Annotated in this window: 29 protein-coding genes and 1 tRNA gene; 21 read left to right on the forward strand and 9 right to left on the reverse strand. The window is 36.3% G+C overall.

What is annotated here, in order from left to right:
- Positions 1-20: 20 nt before the first annotated feature.
- Entirely contained in the window at positions 21-188 is a 168-nt protein-coding gene (locus IPM56_03545; GenBank protein QQS37040.1) for a hypothetical protein, read from the reverse strand.
- Positions 189-757: 569 nt separating this feature from the next.
- Positions 758-1795: a tyrosine-type recombinase/integrase gene (locus IPM56_03550; GenBank protein QQS37041.1), complete on the reverse strand. Its 1038-nt coding sequence runs from the start codon at positions 1793-1795 to the stop codon at positions 758-760.
- A 121-nt stretch (positions 1796-1916) separates the two neighbouring features.
- Here IPM56_03550 and IPM56_03555 point away from each other — a divergent pair.
- The 13 genes from IPM56_03555 to IPM56_03615 all read left to right on the forward strand — a co-directional run bounded on the left by IPM56_03555 (position 1917) and on the right by IPM56_03615 (position 13057).
- A tRNA-Arg gene (locus IPM56_03555) sits at positions 1917-1990 on the forward strand.
- Between the two features lie 101 nt (positions 1991-2091).
- Positions 2092-2778 (forward strand): hypothetical protein, encoded by a 687-nt coding sequence (locus IPM56_03560; protein QQS37042.1) that lies wholly within the window; start codon positions 2092-2094, stop codon positions 2776-2778.
- Between the two features lie 147 nt (positions 2779-2925).
- The gene (efp, locus tag IPM56_03565) at positions 2926-3489 is read left to right on the forward strand and encodes an elongation factor P (protein ID QQS37043.1); all 564 of its coding nucleotides are present in this window, start codon (positions 2926-2928) and stop codon (positions 3487-3489) included.
- Positions 3490-3502: 13 nt separating this feature from the next.
- On the forward strand, positions 3503-3973 hold the full coding sequence (locus IPM56_03570; protein QQS37044.1) for an acetyl-CoA carboxylase biotin carboxyl carrier protein: 471 nt from the start codon (positions 3503-3505) through the stop codon (positions 3971-3973).
- A 26-nt stretch (positions 3974-3999) separates the two neighbouring features.
- Positions 4000-5334, forward strand: coding sequence for an acetyl-CoA carboxylase biotin carboxylase subunit (gene accC / locus IPM56_03575; protein ID QQS37045.1), 1335 nt, complete (start codon positions 4000-4002; stop codon positions 5332-5334).
- 82 nt (positions 5335-5416) lie between these two features.
- Positions 5417-5797: a glycine cleavage system protein GcvH gene (gcvH, locus tag IPM56_03580; protein QQS37046.1), complete on the forward strand. Its 381-nt coding sequence runs from the start codon at positions 5417-5419 to the stop codon at positions 5795-5797.
- A gap of 163 nt (positions 5798-5960) precedes the next feature.
- On the forward strand, positions 5961-7502 hold the full coding sequence (gene guaA / locus IPM56_03585; protein ID QQS37047.1) for a glutamine-hydrolyzing GMP synthase: 1542 nt from the start codon (positions 5961-5963) through the stop codon (positions 7500-7502).
- 2 nt (positions 7503-7504) lie between these two features.
- Positions 7505-8410 (forward strand): tetratricopeptide repeat protein, encoded by a 906-nt coding sequence (locus tag IPM56_03590; protein ID QQS37048.1) that lies wholly within the window; start codon positions 7505-7507, stop codon positions 8408-8410.
- Complete coding sequence (locus IPM56_03595; protein QQS37049.1) at positions 8403-10118, forward strand: penicillin-binding protein activator; 1716 nt, start codon at positions 8403-8405, stop codon at positions 10116-10118. The genes IPM56_03590 and IPM56_03595 overlap by 8 nt, the downstream gene beginning before the upstream one ends.
- Before the next feature lie 17 nt (positions 10119-10135).
- Positions 10136-10816, forward strand: a complete 681-nt coding sequence (gene radC, locus IPM56_03600) for a DNA repair protein RadC (GenBank protein ID QQS38217.1) — start codon at positions 10136-10138, stop codon at positions 10814-10816.
- 199 nt (positions 10817-11015) lie between these two features.
- Positions 11016-11291: a hypothetical protein gene (locus tag IPM56_03605; GenBank protein ID QQS37050.1), complete on the forward strand. Its 276-nt coding sequence runs from the start codon at positions 11016-11018 to the stop codon at positions 11289-11291.
- A 39-nt stretch (positions 11292-11330) separates the two neighbouring features.
- On the forward strand, positions 11331-12014 hold the full coding sequence (locus tag IPM56_03610) for a LysM peptidoglycan-binding domain-containing protein (protein QQS37051.1): 684 nt from the start codon (positions 11331-11333) through the stop codon (positions 12012-12014).
- A 92-nt stretch (positions 12015-12106) separates the two neighbouring features.
- Positions 12107-13057, forward strand: coding sequence for a PhoH family protein (locus IPM56_03615; protein QQS37052.1), 951 nt, complete (start codon positions 12107-12109; stop codon positions 13055-13057).
- A gap of 14 nt (positions 13058-13071) precedes the next feature.
- Here IPM56_03615 and mazG read toward each other — a convergent pair whose 3' ends face one another.
- Positions 13072-13860 (reverse strand): nucleoside triphosphate pyrophosphohydrolase, encoded by a 789-nt coding sequence (gene mazG / locus IPM56_03620; protein ID QQS37053.1) that lies wholly within the window; start codon positions 13858-13860, stop codon positions 13072-13074.
- Between the two features lie 76 nt (positions 13861-13936).
- On the opposite strand from mazG, the gene IPM56_03625 reads away from it, so the two are divergent.
- Positions 13937-14398: a RidA family protein gene (locus tag IPM56_03625; protein ID QQS37054.1), complete on the forward strand. Its 462-nt coding sequence runs from the start codon at positions 13937-13939 to the stop codon at positions 14396-14398.
- A gap of 7 nt (positions 14399-14405) precedes the next feature.
- Here the strand turns inward: IPM56_03625 and IPM56_03630 are convergent, their stop codons facing one another.
- The gene (locus IPM56_03630; protein QQS37055.1) at positions 14406-14972 is read right to left on the reverse strand and encodes an aminodeoxychorismate/anthranilate synthase component II; all 567 of its coding nucleotides are present in this window, start codon (positions 14970-14972) and stop codon (positions 14406-14408) included.
- A gap of 191 nt (positions 14973-15163) precedes the next feature.
- On the opposite strand from IPM56_03630, the gene IPM56_03635 reads away from it, so the two are divergent.
- From IPM56_03635 to IPM56_03655, 5 genes are all read left to right on the forward strand, one after another.
- Positions 15164-15520, forward strand: a complete 357-nt coding sequence (locus IPM56_03635) for an aspartate 1-decarboxylase (protein QQS37056.1) — start codon at positions 15164-15166, stop codon at positions 15518-15520.
- 65 nt (positions 15521-15585) lie between these two features.
- Entirely contained in the window at positions 15586-16074 is a 489-nt protein-coding gene (locus tag IPM56_03640) for a hypothetical protein (GenBank protein ID QQS37057.1), read from the forward strand.
- Between the two features lie 58 nt (positions 16075-16132).
- Positions 16133-16615, forward strand: a complete 483-nt coding sequence (locus IPM56_03645; GenBank protein ID QQS37058.1) for a LytR C-terminal domain-containing protein — start codon at positions 16133-16135, stop codon at positions 16613-16615.
- Between the two features lie 9 nt (positions 16616-16624).
- Entirely contained in the window at positions 16625-17029 is a 405-nt protein-coding gene (gene rsfS / locus IPM56_03650) for a ribosome silencing factor (GenBank protein ID QQS37059.1), read from the forward strand.
- 34 nt (positions 17030-17063) lie between these two features.
- A complete protein-coding gene (locus IPM56_03655) occupies positions 17064-18692 on the forward strand; it encodes an arginine--tRNA ligase (GenBank protein QQS37060.1) in 1629 nt (542 codons plus the stop codon).
- Position 18693: 1 nt separating this feature from the next.
- On the opposite strand, the gene IPM56_03660 is transcribed toward IPM56_03655, so the two are convergent.
- The 5 genes from IPM56_03660 to surE all read right to left on the reverse strand — a co-directional run bounded on the left by IPM56_03660 (position 18694) and on the right by surE (position 23212).
- Complete coding sequence (locus IPM56_03660) at positions 18694-19395, reverse strand: ComF family protein (GenBank protein ID QQS37061.1); 702 nt, start codon at positions 19393-19395, stop codon at positions 18694-18696.
- 11 nt (positions 19396-19406) lie between these two features.
- On the reverse strand, positions 19407-20864 hold the full coding sequence (locus tag IPM56_03665) for a hypothetical protein (protein ID QQS37062.1): 1458 nt from the start codon (positions 20862-20864) through the stop codon (positions 19407-19409).
- 101 nt (positions 20865-20965) lie between these two features.
- Entirely contained in the window at positions 20966-21574 is a 609-nt protein-coding gene (locus tag IPM56_03670) for a VWA domain-containing protein (protein QQS37063.1), read from the reverse strand.
- Positions 21574-22449, reverse strand: coding sequence for a PhzF family phenazine biosynthesis protein (locus IPM56_03675; GenBank protein QQS37064.1), 876 nt, complete (start codon positions 22447-22449; stop codon positions 21574-21576). Before IPM56_03675 ends, IPM56_03670 begins: the two co-directional genes overlap by 1 nt.
- Entirely contained in the window at positions 22433-23212 is a 780-nt protein-coding gene (gene surE / locus IPM56_03680; GenBank protein QQS37065.1) for a 5'/3'-nucleotidase SurE, read from the reverse strand. Before surE ends, IPM56_03675 begins: the two co-directional genes overlap by 17 nt.
- Positions 23213-23375: 163 nt before the next feature.
- On the opposite strand from surE, the gene pgeF reads away from it, so the two are divergent.
- The gene (gene pgeF, locus IPM56_03685; protein ID QQS37066.1) at positions 23376-24122 is read left to right on the forward strand and encodes a peptidoglycan editing factor PgeF; all 747 of its coding nucleotides are present in this window, start codon (positions 23376-23378) and stop codon (positions 24120-24122) included.
- Entirely contained in the window at positions 24109-25008 is a 900-nt protein-coding gene (locus tag IPM56_03690; protein ID QQS37067.1) for an EamA family transporter, read from the forward strand. Before pgeF ends, IPM56_03690 begins: the two co-directional genes overlap by 14 nt.
- Positions 25009-25013: the final 5 nt, after the last annotated feature.

Genomic DNA, 25013 nt, shown 5'->3' on the forward strand with positions numbered 1-25013 from the left:
GGTGGTGTGGTAACTAACTCTTAGTTCGCTTTTTTGTTTGTTAATTTTGCTTTTATAATTTTTTCTTTTGCTATTTCCCGAATAAACTCACTTAATTTTAATTCTTCTCTATTTGCGAGATAAATCAGAAACTCTTTGTCTTGAGGTTTAAGTCTGAAATTTATTGAACCCGATTTATTAAATATCATGTGACTCCTTTTTTGTGATTTAAATGTGAAACTTATCATTAAAAAAATTTTCTAAAAGTTCTTTATTAATTTAAAGTAATTTTGCGTCAGGATAAATACTTTTTAAAGACAATACTTTTCATCAAACTATCAATTCCAATCAATTTTAATCCTTTTTTATACTTTGCTGTTGCATGATTTTTCAAGTTTTGTCACCATCATTTTTGCATTATGAAATTCAAAAACTCTCTCCTACATATTACTAAGAGATTCTTTCTTTTTCAACAAACCAAAAGAATCTATGCTTGCCACATATAATGTTATAATTTTTTTTAACAGGTCAAATACTTTTTGCAATCATGAAAAAATATTTTTTACTATTGTCTTAATCCAAAATTAATTTTTAATAAATCAAGTCTGAAAATATATTTTTCTCATTAAAAATAATTCACCAGGATAATTGAACGAAGAATTATAATTTTCTATAACAAAAAATTTATAGCCCTTTTGCAGAATATATTTTTTAAGGGTTGCAGAAAGTAAAAACAAATTCATTGAAAGGCGGGTAGGGGGTGGTTAACCCCCTTAGTTTAGGCTTCTAATACCCTTACTGCTTCTCTCAGGGAATCAATTGTAAGGTGGGCATATATTTGTGTGGTCTTTATGTCTCTATGCCCTAAAAGCTCTTTAATGATGTATAGTGAAACACCTTTTTTGGCAAGATTAGAAGCGAAGCTATGACGCAAATCATGCATGTGCAATTGTGAATTTATGTTTATCTCAATTGATGCTTTTCTTATTGCTTCTTTGAATTTTTTACTTACAAAATCCCCATTTAGTTTTATTCCATTGTTGTGAAATAACAAATCATTACCACTTAGATTTATAACTTTAGGCAGTCTATTAATCAGGATTGAATATAGTTTTGAATTTATTGGAATCACCCTTTCCTTTTTTCCTTTGGTTGTGAATTCATCCGTATTTAAAACCCTTATCACTCTTTCGTTTAGTTGTATTTGATTCCATCTAAGGTTTACAATTTCACCTAATCTCATTCCGGTATGAAATGCTAAAAGGTAAATGTCGGTAAATTCTTTTTTTGTCAGATAGTTTAAAATTTGATTTAGTTCAATCTCATTAATAAAAATCGGGTTGTTCTGCGGGAGTTTTGGAGTTTTAATTTTTTGCATTGGATTAACCTCTAAATATCCCCATTGAATCGCTTTATTAAATGCACTTCTAAGGTTATTAAAATGATGTTTACAGGCATACTTACTCACTTGGTAGGTTGCTGTTAAAAATTGCTCAAGATTGTATCCGGTTAATTTATTCAATGGTATTTCGCCAAAGGTCTCTTTCATTCTTTTAAATGTTGTGTGTACATCATTGTAATACTTAACAGATAGGTTTTGTTTGACGTAGTTCAAATACTCATCAAGGAATTGACTTAACGAAATGTATTTTAGTTCCGGTTGTGAAAGTTTCTTTTCATTGAACTGACTTAAAAATTTAATAGCGTCTGTTTTCATCTTACACTTGGTTGAAATTCTTTTGATTCTTTGCTCGGTTTCATCAAAGTATTGAAGTTGATAATATTTGCCTCGCTTGAATAAGAATGATTTTCTCATTTTAATACCTCTTTCTTATTCCTTGAGAGAGTGAAAAAGTGTTAACCAGAGTGTTAACCGGAAAAGTAATTTCTTGTTATATTTGATATGTAAGAGATTGAAATTTGCTGTTTATTTCAATGCGCCCGTAGTTCAACTGGACAGAATGTTGGATTCCGGTTCCAAAGGTTGCAGGTTCGAGTCCTGCCGGGCGTACAATGTATAAATATTTTGGTGGATTACTTATTTCATACTAAATTTGTAATCGCTTTTTGAAAGATTATAAATGAAAATCAATGTTTCAGAGGAAAAATTAAATGCTCACTAAAAAGAAAAAACTTTCCAAGAAGGAAATTAAAGAAGATAAGTTAGTTACAACCTACTATAAAGCTCAGGATTTTTTTGAAGAAAATAAATCAAGAATAGGTTTGTACGCTGTTGTTATTGCTGCATTGGCATTAGTAATTTACTTCTACATGAACTCACGTAAAGACGCAAATGAAAAAGCCGGATTAGAGTTATCCAGAGTAATGTCTGTATATGACGCCGGTTCATACCTTGAAGCTATTGAAGGAAGACAAGGCACTAATATAATCGGACTGAAAAAAATTGTTGAAGAGTACGGAAGTACTGAGAATGGAGAGAATGCCAAAATTTATATGGCTAATGCATATTTTTATCTTGGGAAGAATGAAGAAGCATATAACTATTACAATGACTACGGCGGCAATAATGAACTTTACAAGGCAACAGCTTTGGCTGGTGAAGCCGGATATTTTGCTTCTAAAAAAGAATATGAAAAAGCAGCAGATCTTTACAGAAAAGCCTCAAGGATTTCTGAATTAAATGCTTTAAACCCTGAGTATATGTTGAAAGCAAGCATCAATTACATTAATGCAGGTAAAAAAGAAGTTGCAAAAGAATTGCTCGAAACTCTAAAACGGGATTTTACAACTTCAACATCCGCAAGAGAAGCTGATAAGTACCTTGCATTAACGAATTGATTTTTATTTTTTTACAAATCAATCAAGCCGCTGTGATATGCGGCTTTTTTGTTGAATTGTGTCGAATACTGTAAGAGTAATTTCTTGACTTTCAAACCGTATATCTATATTTTTTTGCCCTGTTTATTTACAATTTAATCGGAATTTATGGCAGATACATCAGATTTCAGAAATGGCTTAATTATAAAATTTAAGAATGATCTTTATACAATTGTTGAATTTCAACACGTAAAACCGGGTAAAGGCGGGGCTTTTGTCCGGTCACTCCTGAAAAATCTTAAAACCGGTAAAGTCCTTGATAATACATTCAGATCAGGCGAATCCGTTGATGTGGTTAGGGTTGAAAGAAGAAAATATCAATACCTTTACCGTGAAGGTGAGTTTCTTGTTTGTATGGATAACGATACTTACGAACAAATAAATGTTCCTGCGGCGTTGTTTGGAGATGGACTTGAGTATTTAAAAGAATCGGAAGAAGTAGAAATACTTTTTAACGGAAGTGAAATAATTACAGTTGAACAACCAGTCTTCGCTTATCTTAAAGTAATCGAGACTGAACCCGGCTTTAAAGGAAATACCGCAACAGGTGCTCTTAAACCTGCTAAATTAGAAACCGGCTCTACTCTTAATGTACCTCTGTTTATCAATGTCGATGACGTTTTAAAAGTGGATACAAGAACCGGCGAATATGTTGAACGTGTTAAAACTTGATGAAGGGAAATAAATGGATTTAAACCTTCTTAAAAAATTAATCAGGCTTGTTGATACCTCAAACATTACTGATCTTGAAGTAGAGGAAAATGGTTTAAGGGTAAAGATTGCTAAAAAAACAAGATCATACGCTCAAGGCTCGCAGCCGCATATTGTAATGGCTCCTGCTCATCAACCAGCAGATGTAATTGAACAAAAAGCATCTTCAGAAGCGAAGCAGACGTCAGAAGAAAAACCATCTAACACTCATGAAATAAGATCACCAATTGTAGGAACATTTTACAGGGCTCCTGCACCCGATGCTGACGCTTATGTTCAGGTCGGCGATATGGTGTCTGCGGGTTCTGTATTGTGTATTGTAGAAGCAATGAAACTGATGAACGAAATTGAATCGGACATTGGCGGAAAAATAATCAGGATACTCGTAGAGAACGGAAAACCTGTGGAATATAATCAGCCACTGTTCCTTATTGAAAAATCCTGATTCGTACTCATTTATCTGGAAGAAAATTGTTTAAAAAAATTTTGATCGCCAATCGAGGCGAAATAGCACTCAGAATAATCAGATCATGCAAGGAACTGGGAATAAGCACAGTTGCTGTATATTCTGAGGCTGACAGGGACTCTCTTCACGTTACATTTGCTGATGAAGCAGTTTGTATCGGACCTCCGCTAGGACGAGAAAGTTATCTTAAAATTCCCGCAATAATTTCTGCTGCACAAATTACCGGTGCAGATGCTATACATCCCGGTTATGGATTCCTTGCTGAGAATGCAAACTTTTCTGAAATCTGTACTGAATCAAACATAAAGTTTATCGGTCCTTCCCCTGAAATGATTAATGCGATGGGTGATAAAGCATTTGCAAAAGACACGATGAAAAAAAATGGAGTTCCGGTTATACCCGGAAGTGATGGTGTTGTAACAGATGCTGATGAAGGAAAGAGAATTGCCTCTGAAATCGGGTTCCCGGTAATTATCAAAGCATCTGCCGGCGGCGGCGGTAAAGGTATGCGTATTGTCTGGGAGGAGAGTGAATTTGATAAGGCTTACCTCACGGCAAAGACAGAAGCAGAATCCGCATTCAGTAACGCCGATGTATATATAGAAAAATTTGTTGAAAATCCCCGCCACGTTGAGATACAGATTCTTGGCGATACATTCGGTAATGTTTATCACTACGGTGAAAGGGACTGCTCGGTTCAAAGAAGACATCAGAAATTAATTGAAGAATCACCATCGCCTGCAATCGACGAAGATATCCGTAATAAAATGGGTGAGACAGCCATTCTCGGCGGTAAGGCAGTTAATTATGAAGGTGCCGGAACAATTGAATTCCTGTTGGATAAAAATAAAAATTTCTATTTCATGGAAATGAATACCAGGATACAGGTTGAACATCCGGTAACCGAAATGGTTTACGGTGTCGATCTTGTGCGTCAGCAGATTCTGGTTGCTGCAGGTGAAAAAATAGAAACACTTCCCCAAAAGCCCACAGGACACAGTATAGAGTTTAGGATCAATGCAGAGGATCCCGAACATTCCTTCAGACCTTCGCCCGGTAAAATACAGTCATTGCATTTCCCCGGCGGTTATGGCGTAAGAGTTGACTCACATATTTATCAGTCATATTCAATTCCGCCTAATTATGATTCACTGATTGCAAAATTAATTGTCTGGGGAAAAAACAGGGAACACGCTATTGCCCGCGGCAGAAGGGCGCTTGAAGAGTTTACAGTTGAGGGGATAAAAACAACCATACCATTCCACCTCAAAGTACTGGAAGATGAAAGATTTTTAAGTGGTAATTTTGATACCGGCTTTCTTGAGGGATTTCTAAAATAAAACCGGTAATGAATTTATCACAACCGGTAACTTCCGGTTTAGTTAAAGTGATAGAGAATAAAATTTTAAGCTGAGGTATAAAATGAATTTTCCTGAAAATCTCAAATACACAAAAGATCATGAATGGGTGCTTGTGGAAGGCAGCAACGGAACAATTGGTGTGACCGAATACGCTCAAAGTGAACTTGGTGATGTCGTTTTCGTTGACATCGATCCGAACGTTAGTGCAATTACAAAAGGGCAGTCATTCGGAACAATTGAAGCAGTAAAAACAGTGAGTGATATTTATGCACCGTGCAATGGTACTGTTGTAGAAATTAATAAACTGCTTGCAGATAGTCCTGAAACCATTAACACAGATCCTTACGGTCAGGGTTGGATGGTAAAAATAAAAATTTCTGATTTAAATGATTTGAATGATTTGCTGGACAGCAGCGCATACAAACAATTAATCGGGCAATAATATTATTCCTTAGTGGAATATTTAGTTCTCTGATTTTTTTGAAGAGGCTGTTTCAAATGACTCTTATTGTCTGTCTGCCTGTTAAGACTTTCAATATAATGATAAGGGGTTTTGAAACAGCCTCTTTTATTTTCTAATTGATTACTTCAGTTAAAAGAAACGAATGATACATAACGAAACAATATTGATTGTCGACTTCGGTTCACAATACACTCAGCTCATCACACGCCGGGTACGTGAAGCAAATGTTTATTCCGAAATTCATGCCCACACAATTTCACTTGGAGAAGTAAAGAAATTAAATCCAATGGGGATTATCCTTTCCGGCGGACCAATGAGTGTTTATGATAAGGACGCGCCGGCAATTGACCCGGAAATAATTAAACTCGGTGTGCCGGTACTTGGTATTTGTTATGGGCTTCAATTTATTTGCAAAACATTTGGCGGCATTGTTGAACCTGCTAAGGACAGGGAATACGGCAAAGCTCCGCTGGTTGTTACCAAAGAATCATCACTATTTAAAGATGTTAAGAAAGACTCAACCGTATGGATGAGTCATGGTGATTATTTATCGGGTGTTCCTGCCGGATACAAAATATTAGCTGAATCATCGCATTCACCATTATGCGCAATTTCAAATGAAGAACAAAAAATTTACGGGGTTCAATTTCATCCGGAGGTTGTTCATACTGAAGAAGGCAAAAAAATCATTCACAACTTTCTGTTTGAAATTTGCGGATGTTCGGCATCGTGGACTTCTAAAAATTTTATTTCCGGGTGTATTGAGGAAATAAAAATCAAAGCTGATAACTCAAAAGTAATTTGTGCATTAAGCGGCGGAGTTGATTCTACTGTTGCTGCTGTTCTTGTTAAGAAGGCAATCGGTGAAAATCTTTTATGTGTTCATATCGACACAGGACTTATGAGAAAAGATGAAAGTGAGAAGATCAGTAAATTATTTAAGGAGAATCTTCATCTTAATTATCAGCATGTTGACGCATCTGAAATATTTCTCCAAAGACTGAAAGGTGTTACAGATCCAGAACAAAAAAGAAAAATAATTGGAACAACTTTTATAGATGTATTTGAATCTGAAGCAAAAAAAATATCCGGCGCTGAATATCTTGTTCAAGGGACTCTTTACCCGGATGTAATTGAATCAGTTTCGGTTAAAGGTTCTTCGGTAACAATAAAATCACATCACAATGTCGGCGGACTTCCTGAAAAGATGAACCTGAAACTAATTGAGCCGTTCAGAGAATTATTTAAAGATGAAGTACGAGCAGTCGGCAGGGAACTAAACATACCGGAAGAATTTATAGAAAGACATCCGTTCCCCGGTCCCGGACTTGCAGTTAGAATTCTCAGTGATATAACAAAAGCGAAACTTGATATACTCAGAGACGCAGATGATATTTTCATAAGTGAAATAAAATCTGCCGGATTGTACAACCATATATGGCAGGCATTCGCCGTGCTGCTTCCTGTCCAGACGGTCGGTGTGATGGGCGATCTGCGTACTTATGAAAATGTGCTGGCACTCCGCGCAGTTACTTCTGTTGATGGAATGACTGCTGATTGGTTCAGGTTTGATAGTGAATTTCTTGCGGACGTTTCAAATAAAATTATTAACAGGGTAAGGGGAATTAACCGTGTTGTGTACGATATAAGTTCCAAACCTCCGGCTACAATTGAGTGGGAATAGTTGTGGAAGAAAAATTAAAAATAGAACACAAACTTAAACAGGCGGAAGAATTTGAAGCTAACGGGAAGTTTCTTCATGCCATTCAGGTTTATACATCGTTAATTGAACAATACCCTCAACTGACTGAAGCCATATTTTGTCTCGCCGACTTATATCAGAAATTGAATAATATTAATTCTGCTTCAAGTCTGATATCGCTTATGATAGAGAATGACCCGGACAACATAGAAAAAAGAATGTTCGCGGGGCAGTTCTTTCTAAAAAACAGTCTTTGGAATGAAGCCATAGATGTCCTGGAATTAGTTATGGCTGAAGAAGATGGATATGTCTCATACCTTCGCGGATTTGCATATTATAAGTTGAATGAATTTGAATTAAGCAAAATAAATTTTCTCAATTATGTTATTCGCGAAACCGATTCATCTTTAAAACACGAGGGATATTTATTCCTGGCAAAAAACTGTATTGAATTGAAGGACTATCATTCAGCAGAAAATTTCCTAAAGAAAATTGAATCAGTTTATTCTTCATACTGGGAGTACCAATACTTGTTTGGATTGGTTTACAAGAACATAGGGATGCTAGAGCATGCTATTGTGTGTGCAGAAAAAGCTATTAAGCTCAACTCAAAAAATGCTGAAGCGTTTGCGCTTGCAGGACAATTGCAGTTGATCTCGGGTGATTATAAAAAAGCGGAACGAAGATTTTATAAATGTTTAGAACTTAAAGATGATTTTTCTGCTGATATTTATACCGGGCTGGCAGAAGTCTGTTTGAAATCCGATAATCTCAAAGAAGCACTGGCATACTATAACACCGCATTAAAACTTGATCCGCAGAATAATACTGCGCAGAAGGGTAAAGCTGCCGCCGAACATAAACTTAACAATGTGAGTTCTGATGGTTAAAATTTTACAGGTTATTTTTCTGATACTCAGTTTCTCTTCTATCGCGTTTAACCAGGTAAATCCCGCCGGTGATTTTAGCAAAGCAGTTGCATTGTATGAACAAGAAAAATTTGATGATGCTCTCATCCTCTTCAACCAGATATTAAATGATCCTGAAGCCGGGAATGCTCATCAGTCAGCCACAATATTCAAAAGCAAAATATTACTTTCTAAGAAAAAATATTTTGAATCAGAAAAACTTTTAAAAGATTTTATCAATTCATCTCCTGAAGGATCATATAAAGATGAAGCAAGATTAACACTCGCTAAAAATCTTTATGAACAAACATTTTACTATCCTGCTTTTAATGAATTAGTACGTTTACTAAATCAGACAAACTCTGCGCTTTATAAAACTGATGCAGAAAAGTACGCTGAATTGATTGCGTTAACTCATCTTGACCCGGTCCAGGTAAAACCAATTGCTGAAACGTCGGAAACTAAAATCAAACCATTCCTGTTTTTACTTCTCGCAAAGATGTATGAAAAAAATGGATTGATTTCAGAATCGTATAATGTATTTCATAAATTAGTTGAAGAATTTCCATTCTCAAATGAAGCTGTTTTAGCTAATAAATTGTTGCAGGAAAATAAATCTTTAAAGTCGGGTGAATGTTCTATTGGAATTTTATTACCTCTCGCAAAAAAAATAACGGAAGGAAGTACTTCAACACTCGCCTGGGAAGTGCTTGAGGGCATTAAGTATGCAACAGATGAATTCAATAGAACCAATGACTCAAAAATTGGATTGGTTGTACGCAGTACAACAGAGACAGAGCAAATCAAAAATATTACTGAAGAATTTTCCGCAAATGAATCAGTCAAAATTGTTTTAGGTCCTATCTTTAGCAATGAGGTCATATCAGTTTTAAGTGCACTCAAAAGAAAAGATATACCAGTTATTTCACCAACCGCAACAGATGATGAACTTGTAGCTCTGAACAAAAATTTTTTCCAGGCAAATCCGGGTTTTACGCAACGCGGGATTATAATGGCAAACTATATTTATAATGTTGAAGGAAAAAAGAGAATTGCTGTTATCAATTCTATCGAAGGCTACTCACCGATAATTGCTTCTGCATTTGTTGAAGAATTTAAAAGACTCGGCGGAAAAATAATCCTGAGAGAGACATACAAGTATGGAACGACAATAAGTTCAGCGGGTTTGGAGAAACTTAGAGAATATAAGAATTCACTTGATGGTATATTTGTTCCTTTATCGGATAAATCTGATGCCCCGTTTATACTTTCAGGACTGGTGCAAAATGAAATTGATCTTCCGCTGTATGGAAACCAGGACTGGATGCAGGCTAAAGGTTTTGAAACATCAACAACGTTAAGCAATAAATTAGTATTCACTTCAGATTATTTTATTGAATATTCTGATCCCGACTATCAGACTTTCAGCAAAGAATTCTCAGAAAAAACAAAAATGGAATTGAACAGGAATGTCCTTTATGGTTATGATACAGCTAAATACCTTTTAACCGTGATTTCAAACACAATTTCTGACAGAAAAAAAATCTGTGATAAAATGGAATCCGGGATTAGAATATCAGGTTATCATAACTATATTTCGTTTGATAAAAAACATGTAAACAGAAACCTCAACATTGTAAAATACAATAACGGAATTTTTGAACTCATAGACAGGTATGAACTGAAATAATTCTTAACGGAGGACTTATCCTTAAAGTAAAAGATCTCCCGCTTGACGACAGACCGCGCGAAAAATTAATGCTTCGCGGACCTCAAAATTTATCCGATGCTGAACTTATTGCCATACTGTTAAGAACCGGAAGAAAAGGTAAATCGGTTGTTAATATTGCTCTTGACCTGATTAACCAGGAAGGGAACCTTTCAAGACTTGCAAACAAATCTTTAGCATCGTTAAAAAAAACTGACGGTATAGGCAATGATAAAGCTGCAACATTGTTAGCTGCATTTGAAATCAGTCGAAGAATTCAGACGCAGGTTAAGTGGTTGTTTGATGTTAAGGTCACTTCACCAAAAGATGTGGCGGATATTTACATGCCTTTGCTTCGTGATGAAATGAAGGAACTGTTTTATATCCTATGTTTAAGTTCTTCAAACAAAATAATAAGAGCAGAAAAAATTTCGATGGGCAGTTTAAATGCAAGTCTTGTTCATCCGCGTGAAATATTCAAAGTGGCAATTGAAAATAGTTCTGCAAGCATTATCTGCATACACAATCACCCGAGTGGAAATCCTGAACCGAGCAATGAAGATATCTCTATCACCCGTAAATTAGTCGAAGCCGGTAAGTTGCTTGACATTCCATTGTTTGATCACATAATAATTGCAGGTAACACTTATACAAGTTTTGTTGAGAGAAGACTGATCTGATATTCTTCAAAATCAGCCAATAAATGCAATGTTTGCATTATTTTAATTTGTATTTAAGTATCTATTTTAGTATATATCGAACCAACAAATGATACCTTGGCATCAAAATCTTTGTAATTTCAATTCTTTTTTCGCTTTTACCAAGAAAAGCGTGGTAATTTAAATTGTACATTAATAATTAATTTATTGGAGGACCAATATGAAAGTACTGAAAATCGTTAGGAACACTGCCGTTATAACTGCATTTGTTATGGCTGCGGCTGTGATGACGGGCTGCGGTGGTCTGGATGAAGCACAGATTGCAGAACTTAACAATCTGAGATCAGAAGTCAGATCCTTAGAGTCCGAAGCAAATTCATTAAAAGAGGAAAGAACCCGGCTTGAAAAAGAATTAGCAGAGAAGAATGCTAAACTTCAGCAGTGTGAAAAAGATAAAGAACAAACACGCGTTAACCTGGGTAAATTGCCTAAATAATTTTAAATGAAATTAATTAATGAATTTGGAGGAAATTTTATGAAACTAAGTAGGTATTTAATTGGATTACTTTCACTCATTGTTCTTCTCTCAACCAATTTGTTGGCTCAGGAAGAAATGACAGTGGAAGAATGGGAAGCTGAAATGTCCCGCCTCAAATCACAAAAAGATGCTTTAACAACTGAGATAGCAAATCTAAAAGGCGAAGTTGATAATTTAAAATCTACATTAGCAGGAATGATGAGCTATGAAGATTGTATGAATGAGTTATATGCATTAGTTGGCGCAACAAAAACTGATGTCGATAACTTCAGAAAAGCAGTGAGTGAATTAGAGGGAAAGATCAGAAGAAAAGAAGGTCCTAAAGCTGACAGGCAGAAAGACCTCAATGCTCTTAAAATGAATAAGATAAGTGCACTTCCTGAGTTTTTCGATAAAGTACACAACCAGATGCAAAAATCTCTTGATAACTGGGTAGAAGAAGTACAGGATATTTCTTACACAGTTGTTAAAGGTGATCACCTCTGGGGTATTGCCCGTAAAAAAGAACATTACGGAAACGGTTTTGCATGGCCTGTAATTTATAAAGCGAATCGCGATCAGATAAAAAATCCTGATTTGATTTATCCAAAACAGACATTCAAAATTCCAAAGCTTACTGAAGAAGAAAAAGCTAAATACGAAAAACTTCGTCAGAACTACAAACCAGCTCCTGTTCAATAATAACAGGCTGCTCGTTTGATGTTAATTAACTGAGTTAGGAAAAGCCCTTATCAGAATATGATAAGGGTTTTTCTATTTAAACCGGAATAAGAATGACAGCGACAGAGAAAAAAATAATTTTAGAGAATGTTGATATGCTATCCCTGCTGGGGATGAACGATTCAAACCTTAAACTGGTTGAAGATAAATTTAACGCTTCAATTACGGTTCGCGGAGAAGCTGTAACAATCAAAGGTGTGATCGAAGAAATTGATTCCATCGAAAAAGTATTTAAAGAAATGTCCTATGTACTGAATACAAGCGGCAGACTGCAGCAAAAGGATGTTGAAACGATTCTTGATCTTACTATGCAGGGAAAAGAGATTGTTGCCGAAAAAGAAATTGATTCGATAATTCTTTATACTAAAAGTGATGCGATCAAAGCGAAAACGTCTGGTCAGTTAAATTATTTGCAGACTGCCAGAAGGAACGATATCTGTTTTGCGATTGGTCCGGCTGGTACAGGAAAAACTTACCTTGCCGTTGCATTAGCCGTAGCTGCATTAAAAAACGGAATTGTAAATAAAATAGTACTTGCGCGACCCGCTGTTGAAGCTGGTGAAAGCCTTGGGTTTCTGCCAGGTGATTTCAGGGAGAAGATTGATCCATATCTCAGACCCTTGTATGACGCACTCGATGATATGATGCCTTCAGAAAAGTTGAAAGGTTATATTGAAAAAAGAATCGTCGAAATTGTTCCTCTTGCTTACATGCGCGGAAGAACACTTAATAATGCCTATGTGATTCTTGATGAAGCACAAAACGCTTCCGCTGTACAAATGAAGATGTTCTTAACAAGGTTAGGAGCTAATTCAAGAGCTATTATTACAGGTGACGTAACACAGATTGACCTGCCTTCAAAAACACAAAGTGGGCTGATACAAGCCAAAGATATTCTGACTGGAATTGAAGGTGTGGGATTTGTCTACTTCGAAAAATCAGATGTGGTGAGACATAAACTTGTTAAGGATATAATAAACGCTTACGAAAAGTACGAGAAGTAATTTTTCTCACCCGATTAATTAAATCTGCTTTTACTTTCTTCCCAGTATTTGTCCATCTCCTCCAGACTGCTGCCTATCATACTTTTACCGGATTCCGAAATCTTCTTTTCGACATACATAAATCGTTTGATGAATTTTTTATTTGTTCTCCTAAGAGCATTTTCGGGATTGACGTTTAGAAACCTTGCATAGTTAACAAGCGCAAAAAATACATCACCGATTTCACTTTCTAATTCTTCATGACTATTTGCGGAACCATTTTCATTTTGATTTTTTAAATCTGCTGAATGCATCTCCTCGATCTCTTCAATTACTTTGTTCCAGACATCCTCTTTCTTCTCCCAGTCAAAACCTACTTTGGAGGCTTTCTCCTGTAGCCTGTGCGCTCTTTGAAGAGCAGGAAGCTGCTCGGGGACACCTTCAAGTACAGATTCCCGACCTTCTTCCATTTTGATCTGTTCCCAGTTTGTTTTCACCTCGTCAGCATCATTGACTTTTGTTTCACCAAAAACGTGCGGGTGTCTTCGGATCAATTTTTCTTTTATCTGATCTATAACATCATCGAGAGTGAATTGTTTTGTCTCTTCGGCAATAACTGTATGAAACACAACGTGCAGCAATAAATCACCAAGCTCCTTTGAGAGATCCTGGTAATTTTTATTTTCGATGGCTTCAACAACTTCATAGGTCTCTTCTATTGTCGCAGATTTAATAGAATCGTTCGTTTGTTCTCGATCCCATGGACATTCCTCCCTTAATCTTTTAACTATCTCAACGAATTCACTAAATTTGCTATCAATCATAAATAATTTTCCTGAATTAAATTTGAATTATCATAATTCAAATTACAAAAACAGGTTTATCGAAAAAAGGAGTTGAATGATGTTCGAAAAAAAATTGCAGGAACTTGGATTAAATATTCCTGAAGCCCCTAAACCCCTTGCTGCATATATACCATCGTTAAGAGTTGACAAATTAATATTTACAGCGGGTCAGCTTCCAATGGTTAACGGAGAACTTTTATACAAAGGTAAATTGGGTAAGGAAGTTAGCGATGAAGAAGGAATAAAAGCCGCAGAAGCCTGCCTGTTAAATTGTTTGAGTGTAGTAAAATCACAACTAAACAGTCTTGATGATATTGACAGGATAGTTAAGCTGACAGTTTTTGTTAACAGCTCAGAAGGATTCACTTCACAACCTAAAATAGCTAACGGGGCTTCTGAACTACTTGTTAAAGTTTTTGGTGAACAGGGAAAACATGTACGCAGTGCTGTTGGTGTAAATGAACTTCCACTTAATGCTCCGGTGGAAATTGAAATGATTGTAAAAATAAAGAACTAATTGATCATCAAAGAGATAACCAGTTATCTATAATTTTTTCTCCTTCAATAGTCAGTATTGATTCGGGGTGAAACTGAATTCCTTCCAAAGGAAATGAGTTATGTCTCACTCCCATTATTGTTCCGTCTTCTGTATAAGCGGAAACGGTAAGTTCTGAAGAAAGTGTATCAGGATTTATTACCAAGGAATGATATCTCATCGCATCAAAATTCTGAGGGATTCCGGAAAAAATTGTTTTGCCGTCATGAATAATTCTTGAAGTTTTTCCATGCATCAATTCCGGTCCTGAAATAATTTCTGACCCAAGTATATAACCAATTGCCTGATGCCCCAAACATACTCCTAATACCGGATGTGTTGTTTCAAATTCCTTTAGCACAGAAAGTGTCAACCCTGAATTTTCAGGTCTTCCAGGACCTGGTGAAATCATGATTTTATCAGGTCCGAAATCCAATATTTCTTCTAAAGAATTTTGATCGTTCCTAAGAACAAAAACTTGATTCCCTTTTGATCCAATCATTTGAACAAGGTTATAAGTGAAGGAATCGTAATTATCTATTATCAGTATTTTCATAAAGTAAATTGCGAATGTACGGATATTAACAAAATATGCTGCGAGTACAAACGAATAATCCGGGAAGAAAAAAATATTTTAAAAATAATTTCATGCAAATCTTCAAATATCAATACATTTCTATATTGAATATAAACCTTTTAATAGGTTATATTTGACCATCAAATTTGCTTAATTTAGAAAGAGGATGAATGACAAGGGAAATGTTCAGAGCTAAGATACACCGTGCTACGGTAACCATGGCTGAACTTTACTATGAAGGAAGCATAACAATTGACAAGGAACTGATGGAAGCTGCTGATATTCTACCGAATGAAAAAGTTCAGGTGGTAAATATGAGTACCGGAAGCAGAATTGAAACATACACAATTGAAGGACCTGCAAACAGCGGGATGATATGCCTGAATGGTCCGGCTGCACGGCTGGGTTATGTCGGGGATGAAGTAATTATTATTGCTTATTCACAAATGAGTGATGAAGAAGCAAAAAAACATGTTCCGAAAGTGATTTTCGTTGATAAGAATAATAAAATCACTAATAAAGATTGAAAGTTTACGTCATTGATTTTACCTGCTGTTTTGTTTAATATTAAAACAGCTAATAAGGAATTGATATGAAAATAATTTTAATTATGATGTTATTGATTGCAGGATTTCAAACTTATGCACAGTTTAAAAATCCTGTTACTCCTACTGAAAGCGTAAGAGATGGAATCGTGAATACTAATTCAGGATCATTTTTAGGATTTCTGAATGAAAATAATTTCAGGATGAACCACTCATTCGGGGTTTCCTACTCTGCATTTGGCAGTAATGGACTTGCATTAACAACATACACAAACAGCATGATGTTCAAGCTTGCTGATAATTTAAATTTTAATATGGACGCGAGTATTATTCAGGCTCCTTATTCCACATTAGGAAAAGATTTTGAAAATAATCTTAACGGAATTTATCTAAGCAAAGCTGAACTCAATTACAGACCATGGGATAATTTCCAGATAAGTCTTCAGTACAGAAATATTCCCGGCGGTTATTACAATCCATATGGATACTCACGGAGTTTTTATAACCCCTTTTATTATGATCCATTCACTTATTAAATGATTAGTCCAAAACTACAGGTTTACTTCATACTAAAAAGCTGGCGGACTTAAATCTGTGAATGGAAAAAACTCATCAGACAGTAACCTAACAGGAATGATCAAATCCAAATCAACTAACATTTTCCTGAATACGATAATTGTTCTTCTCGGTCTGATAGTTCTCTTCCTCCTTTATTCACTGGTTACAAAATTAAATCCCGGAACTTCAGATATAACTGAAGATGAAAAAAACAAAGCTTCATTGATAGTTCAGCTTGAAGTATTAAACGGATGCGGTATGCCTGGGGCTGCGGAAAAGTTTACGGATTATTTACGTTCTAAAAATTTTGATGTTGTGCACACCGGCAATTACAGGTCATTTGATATTGATAATACTATGGTTATCGACAGAGCCGGCAATAAAGCAAATGCTGAAAAAGTTGCGGATGCACTTGGTATCGAAAAAAAATTTATTATTCAGCAGATCAACAACGATTATTTTCTTGATGTTTCATTGGTTATCGGCAAAGACTTTAATCAATTAAATCCAAACAAGTAGAGGAAAAATTTGAATTCAAAACAATTATCAGAAAAAATCTCAGAATTAATTTTCAGTAAAAAAGGATATGATGTTAAACTGCTTGATCTGAATAACCTTACCACGATGGCTGATTATTTCCTGATCTGTTCAGCCGATTCTGATACTCAGGTAAAAGCAATTTCAGATGAAATCGAAAAAAGTCTGCGTGATGATGGAATAAAATGCTGGCACAGGGAAGGATATAAGGCTCTTAACTGGGTGCTGCTTGATTATGTTGACGTAGTAGTTCATGTTTTTAAAAAAGATTCACGCGAGTTTTATAACCTTGAAAAACTCTGGGGTGATGCAGTTATCACAGAGATGGAAGACCCTGTTTTAAAAGCCGCACAGAAAAAAAGTGTAAAGCGGACTACTAAGAAAGCTGCAAAATAAACTTCACAATTATTATCGGACTGACTTCATTTAAATGAAAGAATACCTGATTTCACTTTTTGAGGATGCCTCCAACCGGCTTGCCTATCTAAAAGAAATTCCAATTGTATTTGATGTTCCTAAAAACGAAACGCACGGTGATTTGTCTGTCAACACTGCGATGCTACTTACAAAAGTACTTAAGAAAAATCCGCAGGCTATTGCCAAAGAAATAATCAATGAACTCAGGTATGAATCAGAGAAAATTGAGAAAGTGGAAATTGCAGGACCCGGATTTATTAATTTTTTCTTCACTAAAAAGTTTATTGCTGAGATCGTACAAAAAATTGGTGAAGAAGGCAGCAGGTATGGTTCATCACCAAAACATAGAGGCAAAAAGGCGAATATTGAATTTGTTTCCGCCAATCCGACAGGACCTTTAACTGTAGGACACGGACGCAATGCTGTTTTCGGTGATACGATTGCAAACCTACTGGAGTGGGTTGGTTATAGTGTTGACCGTGAATACTATTTCAATAATGCCGGAAGACAGATGCGTGTACTCGGTGATTCCGTGCGGCTTCGTTATCTTGAATTGTGTGGTGAGTCTCAGCCGTTTCCCGAAGATTATTACCAGGGTGATTACATAAAGGAAATTGCCAGAGATATTTTTAATGAATTTGCTGACTCAAAAAAGAATGAACCGGCTGAAGGATTGTTTAAACAAAAAGCTGAGCAGCAGATTTTTGAAGACATAAAAAAAACTTTGGAGCGGCTGAATATCAGTCACAAAATTTTTTACAATGAAAATTCTTTATACCAGGAAGGTAAGATAAATGATCTTTTAACCGAGTTTAATAAAAAGAATTTATCGTATGAAAAGGATGGGGCAGTTTGGTTCAGGTTTTCTGAGCTTGGAAATGAACAGGATAAAGTGATTGTGAAATCTACCGGGGAACCAACTTACAGGCTCCCTGACATTGCTTATCATATCACAAAGTTTCAAAGAGGATACGATCTTATTGTAGATCTGTTTGGTTCGGATCACAACGCAACTTACCCGGATGTGATGGCTGGACTAAAGGCTTTAGGATATGATGCCGGCAAAGTAAAAGTATTGATTCATCAGTTTGTTACTATTGTTGAAAACGGTGAAGTAGTAAAGATGTCAACAAGGAAAGCAAATTATATAACACTCGATCAGCTTGTTGATGATACGGGAAGCGATGTTGTCAGATACTTCTTTAATATGAGAAATATCAGTACCCACATGAACTTTGATCTTTCAGTTGCAAAAAAACAGAGCGATGAAAATCCTGTATTCTACCTGCAATATGCGCACGCAAGAATCTGTTCAATCTTAAAAATGATTGAAGAGGAAAATCTTAAAGCGTCAAATGAAAATCTTGATCTACTTACGACGAATGAAGAGCAGCAGCTGTTAAAGAAACTTCATCAATTTAAAGATGAAGTACTGCTTTGCGCTGAATCATTTGAAACTCATAGCCTGTGTGCTTACCTGGAAGAACTTGCTGCGGCTTTTCATAAGTTTTACACATTCTGCAGAATAATTGGTTCTGACAGATCACTTGCGGAAGCCAGAATAGCCCTTGCTGATGCAACCCGCATTGTTATTAAAAACGGATTAACAATACTTGGGGTTAAAGCTCCTGAGCGTATGTAATTCAGTATTCGGCTATTGCTGATGAAACCGCGTAAATCTTTTCCGCACCTGATGCCAGTAACGAAGCAGCAGCTTCATTTGTAGTAGCACCAGTAGTAATCACATCATCGACAAGTATAATTTTTTTGCCACTTACCTTTTTTGAATCCACACACTTAAACGCACCAGAAATATTTTCCTGACGTTCTTCAAGATTCATTGTTGTTTGAGATTGTGTAAACCGGATCCTTTTAATCACGGATTTAGATACAGGTATTCCTGTTACACTGCTAATTCCATTTGCGATATAGAATGACTGATTATATCCCCTTTCAGTTTTTTTCAAAGTGTGCAATGGTACAGGAACAAGCATATCCGGTTTCCATAAATCAAGTTTGGATTGAAGCTCAAGAGCAGTAAGTTTTCCGAGGTAAACGCCTATTTTGAAATTCTGGTTGTACTTTAACGAATGAATCATTGATTGTAGAACCCCATCCTTCTCAAATACAAATGCTGAACTAAACCCGGATACAATGTTTTTATCTGCAAACTTCCTATTAAATTCACTTTTAATGAATTCATCATCCGGAATTTTTAGTTCCTCATGACAGCCCGTGCAAATAAAGTATTCTTCAGTCAAAAGTTTTTTAGAACAATGAACACAAAATCTGGGTAAAACAAAATCAAGGAACCGATTTAGATTTTTTCTGATCGCTGATTTCATATTCGAAACTCTTATAACATTCCCGCACGCTTGCGAAGGAACCACTCAAGTGCAAACAGGAAGACTGCCAGGATTAACATCCATTCATTTGACCAAAGTTGAAATTCGCTGACATCAGTTTTTTCTTTCGATGAAATTGCTTTAAGCTTATCCAATTCAGCAAAGAGTCCGTTTTGATCCCCGGCTCTAAAATATTTTCCTTTAGTTCTTTCGGAAAGAAGTGAAAGAAAGTTTGCGTCTGCAGAAGGATTGAGCATTTCTATGTTTACATCACCGATATTAAAAGTGCCTTTATCTTCACCGAGTTTTACCTGGTCGAAAATTACAGTACCGGTAAATTCAAAGTCACCTGAATTCAAACTTTGATATGAGCCTTCGTAGAGACCACTGCCAAGCGAGTTAAGTGTTAACTGAGCCGCAGAAGTATTTGATTCAGCAATCGCTTTATTTCTCAGGTTTATTTTTACTTCTGCATTAGAAACAGGTTTTAGTGTTTCATCATATACCTGTGCGACAAACTCAACATTTTCACCGCTGGAGTATAACTTCTTTGTTGTCTTTATTGAAACCCGTTCAAACTCCGATGATGTATTGAGCCACTTAACAGAGTTCTGAATAAACCTGTCAAACAGATCGAGACTTTTTGTTCCGGTCAATAATTTCCATTTCCAGATTTCAGATGCCAGAACAGCTATAGAAGCATTGCTGGCAACACGTCTGGTTAACATCATAGGGCTGTTTGATTGTACGTTGTTGACTTTTGCAAAGGCAACAATTTCACTTTCAGGTCGCGGGATAATATCTGAATGAACCTGAATTACAGGCGGGAGAGAGTTCCATGCTGAAACAGGATCGGCTGAATTGTTTGATATCAGAGAATTATTTCTTTGGTTCGTGAGCACATTAAGTTGAACTTCTGTTGATCTGGAAGAAGTATTCCTTATAACAAACGGCAAGAAGTTTTGGAGTTCATTTAGTTTGTTTATATCGGTTGATTGTGTAACGGAAATAAAAAACGGGATGTGATCTTTACTTATACGTGTTTTAATCCTGTTCAACAATTCAGAAGTTGTTTCTTTTGATGGAAAACCGATTAAGAAAAACACGTCTGCGCTGTCAATCATTTGCTGCTGGTCGTTCTTTTCCGCAAATAGATCTTTTGATACCTGGGTAATAGATTCCACAGATAGATTTTCATCAAGCTGAAGGGACTTCTTTATAAACGACAGGTCTGATGAAGGAGCACCTGCAAGGCATAACACTTTTATCTTATTGTCGAGTACGTTAATGAAAAAAACTTTCCTGTTATTAAAAGTTGAATACTCTCCCGGAAGTACATCCAATTTAACTTCCATCTTTTTTTCTCCCGGCTCACCCGGTGTATATTCAAAAGATACATCTGTCTTACCACTCTCCGACAGTTCGATCAGACGCCGTTCGATTGAAACACCGTTTTCAAGCAGAGACACACTAACACTTTTTCCTCCAAATCCATGTTGAGTGATCGAAGCGTTGATTTGCGTTGCATTACCGGAATAAATAAAATCATTGTGAGTTACATTATTTACAACTACATCATTTTTTGTGATGTATCGCCGACACCAATAGTGAAAACCGGGATCCCGATTTTTTCCGCAGCGAATACAGGATTACTGCCATCTGTTATAACGCCATCGCTAAGTATAACAACTGAAGAAATATTCCTTTCACTTTCATTTATAGAACTAAAAATTTCAGAAAAGTTGGTCCTATTCTCATCTAGCTGAAGTCTGTTCAGTGAATCTGGCTGCAGGGTTTTTACACTGTCTCCAAAGGTAAAAAAGGAATATTCATTCTCCTGATTTAATCCTTCGAGTGAGTTGATTACATCCGAGTATTGAATTTTTCTTATTGAGTCTTCTTTGCTATGTATTGAAAATGAGTTGTCAAGAAAGATTAGTGTATGAGGTGTGAGTATACTCTTTTTTGCCAGTGTTAATACTGGCTCAAATACAACCATGATAATGATTATAAATGACAATGATCTTATAGCGACAAGAAAAATCCTGAAGGGATTACTTACAGATGGGACAGTGTATTTGTAAGAGAAGAAAGTAAAAATGATAAATACAATAACTGCGGCAACCAGGTAAACAGGGCTAAAGCTCAGCGCAACTTTCAGCTCGTCATAACCAAACATTAATAGACCAGTTCTCCGTTAAATACAGTTACTGCATCACCGGCGATATAAAGTTCACCCGAATCTTTTGTTGTATAAACTGTCACTCTGCCCGGTCTGTTGAGTGAATCTCCCTGTTCAAAAATGAAATGATCCGACATTTCTTCATCACTAACAAAATTTATTTTGTTCAACAATGTCAGCAATGGTCCGTTTGCCGAACCTGTTACAATGTCTTCATTTATTCCAAAGGCTGGAGCAAAAAATCTAAGATGAGCACTACTGTTCTCATCAACGGTCTCCATTGTGTAAACAACTACTGAATTAAATCCTTTGCCTGAACTGGTTAAATACTTCAGGTTTGTAAAATCAGGTTTAAGCTTTCCAAGATCTTTTAAATGTTTTACGTAAATAAACAGGTACCCGTTTTCACAAACGTACATCGGTACATCGGGATCAGTAGCTGAATGAAACAATGATAACGATGTAAGTACATCCTCCTTTGTTTCGTGATCCTTGAACTCCTCAAAAGTGTAGTTAGGTATTTGCATAAAATACCTCCCGTTTTCCACGCCTGATTTGATCTTCCCGGATAAAGTACTGAAAACAATTTTGCCGTTGTCGCCAATCAATCCTTCCTGTCGTAAGTAGTGAAGTGATGCGATGGTCGCATGACCGCAAAGTTTTATTTCGATTTCTGGTGTGAACCATTTTAGGTTATAATCAGTTTTATCGGACGGGGATAGAAAAGCGGTTTCTGCAAGATTCATTTCACGGGCAATCAGTTGCATTTCTTCCGCATTAAGTTTGCCATCGAAAACAACCGCAGCAGGATTTCCCCAAAACGGTTTGCGTGTGAACGCATCAATCTGTGTAATTTTAATATGTCTCTGCATTTATTAATCTTTCAATGTTCCAGGTTTTCATTTTTTCATAAGTTTCATAATCAGTAAGATCAAAATGTATCGGCGTAACTGACACATAATTATTTCTCACTGCTGCCTGATCCGTATCAAGTTCTGTATCAACTTCCATCAGGTTTCCTGTAAGCCAGTAATAGTCTCTTCCATAGGGATCTTTTCTTCTCTCATAAGTATCGTCCCATTTCGACTTACCCTGCTTGGTAAGTATAATTCCCGCAATCTGTTCAGAAGGTAGATCAGGAACATTCACATTCAATAATGTGCCTTTTGGTAATTCTTTTCCGGCAACTTCAAGAGCAAGCATCTTCGCGATCTTTCCCGCAAACTCAAAATCTTTCACAGTGTGATTCGTGATTGAAATGGCAATTGACGGCACATCCATAATAGCGGCTTCCCTGGCTGCTGAAACAGTGCCTGAGTAAATAATATTTATTGCGGTGTTAGAACCATGATTAATTCCTGAAATAACAATATCGGGGGGAGCCTGCATAATATTTCTGATTCCGATTTTAACACAGTCAGCGGGAGTTCCGTCAACAGCGTAGCCAAAGAGTTTCCCATTTTTAAAATATTGAGTTACCCTTAAAGGTAGCTGCATTGTAATTCCGTGCCCTACAGCACTTTGTTCCTGGAGCGGGGCAACAACTGTAACGTCACCAATTTCTTTTAAAGCTTCTGCAAGAGTTTCAATTCCGGGTGAAGCGATTCCGTCATCATTGCAAACAAGTATTTTCAAATGAATTCCTTTTTTATAACGTTTTCTTTACAAAATATAATATTAAAGTAAGCCAGTCTCAATTAAGATGATGGACAAAAATATTTGCTCAATTAATTTGCCGCATGTACTTGCTTATTTTTTCCGTAAATTTACCTCCAATAATTCAACTATAATTAAATTAATGCTGATACTTAAACCGCACATTTTTAATCACTGCAAGGAAATAATTTTCGGGTTCAGTCCCCGTTTTTCCGATGGTCATAACAATGACCTCGGTTTTAATTTGTCTTATTCCGCAGGTGATGAAAAAAGAACTGTCGATAAAAACCGTGATTTATTTTTTGACGCAATAGGTATAAAAACAGAAAATGTAGCATACCAGCACCAGGTTCATGAAAATGAAGTAAAGACTGTAAGTGCCGGCGGATTTTGCGGTGACAGCGATGCTCTTATAACAACCAAAAAGGGATTAGGGTTGGCGGTTAGTGTAGCAGACTGCACTCCTGTTTTTATCTTTGATCCGGTGAATGAAGTTATTGCCGCTGTTCATTCCGGATGGCGGGGCACGGAAAAAAGAATAACTGAAAAGGCAATTAAAAAACTCATTGATGAATACAACTCAAAACCCGAAGAACTTTTGGCTTACATCGGTCCATCTATAAGTCAGGTGAATTATGAAGTAGGCAGGGAAGTAGCAGAGAAATTCGATAAAAGATATTCAATGAGAAATGTTGACAAATATTTGCTTGATGTTTCACATATCAATTATGATATGCTGATTGATGCAGGGATCAAAAAAAATAATATTCAACAATCAGGTTTATGTTCATTTGAAATGAAAGAATTATTCCATTCATACAGGCGGGATGGAAAATTATCCGGACGTTCACTTGGTGTTATTGCAATGAGGGATAATGTCAGGATTTAGTTTAAAAATATTTTCAACATACGCCATGCTATGCCTTATCTGGGGCTCAACATGGATGGCGATAAGATTCGGGTTGAAGTCGCTCAACCCGATGTTTGCAGCGGGAATGCGCTTCCTGCTTGCCTCGGCAGTTATCTACCTGTTAATGAGTTTCAAAAAAATAATTTTGCAAAAAGATAAAATAGCAGTCAGGCTTTACCTGTTGATGGGATTTTTTTCTTTCGTTATTCCATTCGGATTGGTTTATTGGGGACAGCAGTATGTGCCGTCGGGATTAGCCGCGGTATTATTTGCGGTGTACCCGTTTTTTGTACTTCTGTTTTCATTCTTCATCATCAGATCGGAAGCGATTGGAAAGAATAAAATTATTGGGATGATTTTAAGCTTCGCCGGAATAATTACAATTTTTTCCGACCAGATAGGCGGTGACCTTAGCTCCTATGTTGTTGGAATGATCGCAATTGTTTTAAGCGGAATAATGCAGGCGTCAATCGCGGTGATGATAAAAAAATATGGTCAGCACTTAAATCCTCTTTCAATGAATTTTGTTCCGATGATAATCGCCGGAGTGGTGATGTTATTGGTGGGATTATTATTCGAGGATACATCAAAACTAAAATTTGATTTGAACGCTGCCGGTTCAGTTTTTTATCTGGCTGTATTCGGAAGTGTAATTACATTCACAACATATTACTGGCTGCTGAAGAGAATTAACATCGTTGTACTCTCTCTCATCGCATTCATTACTCCTGTTGTCGCCTTAATACTGGGCTGGATAATAATGGGTGAATATCTTGAATCACAACAAATAATCGGCAGCATTTTAGTGCTGCTTGGATTGCTGATCGCAAATGCCATTTCATTTTTTAAACCGAAAATTTCATGAGAATT

It is taken from the genome of Ignavibacteriales bacterium, from assembly GCA_016700155.1.
GTDB lineage: Bacteria > Bacteroidota > Ignavibacteria > Ignavibacteriales > Ignavibacteriaceae.

Bases quoted from the DNA above. Each gene is read 5' to 3' on its own strand.
- IPM56_03690 (QQS37067.1), top strand. From the start codon at position 24,109: ATGTCAGGATTTAGTTTAAAAATATTTTCAACATACGCCATGCTATGC.
- IPM56_03675 (QQS37064.1), bottom strand. From the start codon at position 22,449: ATGCAGAGACATATTAAAATTACACAGATTGATGCGTTCACACGCAAA.
- IPM56_03640 (QQS37057.1), top strand. From the start codon at position 15,586: ATGAAAATAATTTTAATTATGATGTTATTGATTGCAGGATTTCAAACT.
- efp (QQS37043.1), top strand. From the start codon at position 2,926: ATGGCAGATACATCAGATTTCAGAAATGGCTTAATTATAAAATTTAAG.
- IPM56_03615 (QQS37052.1), top strand. From the start codon at position 12,107: ATGACAGCGACAGAGAAAAAAATAATTTTAGAGAATGTTGATATGCTA.
- IPM56_03670 (QQS37063.1), bottom strand. From the start codon at position 21,574: ATGTTTGGTTATGACGAGCTGAAAGTTGCGCTGAGCTTTAGCCCTGTT.
- IPM56_03655 (QQS37060.1), top strand. From the start codon at position 17,064: ATGAAAGAATACCTGATTTCACTTTTTGAGGATGCCTCCAACCGGCTT.
- guaA (QQS37047.1), top strand. From the start codon at position 5,961: ATGATACATAACGAAACAATATTGATTGTCGACTTCGGTTCACAATAC.
- IPM56_03610 (QQS37051.1), top strand. From the start codon at position 11,331: ATGAAACTAAGTAGGTATTTAATTGGATTACTTTCACTCATTGTTCTT.
- IPM56_03635 (QQS37056.1), top strand. From the start codon at position 15,164: ATGACAAGGGAAATGTTCAGAGCTAAGATACACCGTGCTACGGTAACC.
- IPM56_03625 (QQS37054.1), top strand. From the start codon at position 13,937: ATGATGTTCGAAAAAAAATTGCAGGAACTTGGATTAAATATTCCTGAA.
- IPM56_03660 (QQS37061.1), bottom strand. From the start codon at position 19,395: ATGAAATCAGCGATCAGAAAAAATCTAAATCGGTTCCTTGATTTTGTT.
- IPM56_03570 (QQS37044.1), top strand. From the start codon at position 3,503: ATGGATTTAAACCTTCTTAAAAAATTAATCAGGCTTGTTGATACCTCA.
- IPM56_03630 (QQS37055.1), bottom strand. From the start codon at position 14,972: ATGAAAATACTGATAATAGATAATTACGATTCCTTCACTTATAACCTT.
- IPM56_03560 (QQS37042.1), top strand. From the start codon at position 2,092: ATGCTCACTAAAAAGAAAAAACTTTCCAAGAAGGAAATTAAAGAAGAT.
- IPM56_03545 (QQS37040.1), bottom strand. From the start codon at position 188: ATGATATTTAATAAATCGGGTTCAATAAATTTCAGACTTAAACCTCAA.
- mazG (QQS37053.1), bottom strand. From the start codon at position 13,860: ATGATTGATAGCAAATTTAGTGAATTCGTTGAGATAGTTAAAAGATTA.
- IPM56_03605 (QQS37050.1), top strand. From the start codon at position 11,016: ATGAAAGTACTGAAAATCGTTAGGAACACTGCCGTTATAACTGCATTT.
- IPM56_03595 (QQS37049.1), top strand. From the start codon at position 8,403: ATGGTTAAAATTTTACAGGTTATTTTTCTGATACTCAGTTTCTCTTCT.
- IPM56_03550 (QQS37041.1), bottom strand. From the start codon at position 1,795: ATGAGAAAATCATTCTTATTCAAGCGAGGCAAATATTATCAACTTCAA.
- pgeF (QQS37066.1), top strand. From the start codon at position 23,376: ATGCTGATACTTAAACCGCACATTTTTAATCACTGCAAGGAAATAATT.
- gcvH (QQS37046.1), top strand. From the start codon at position 5,417: ATGAATTTTCCTGAAAATCTCAAATACACAAAAGATCATGAATGGGTG.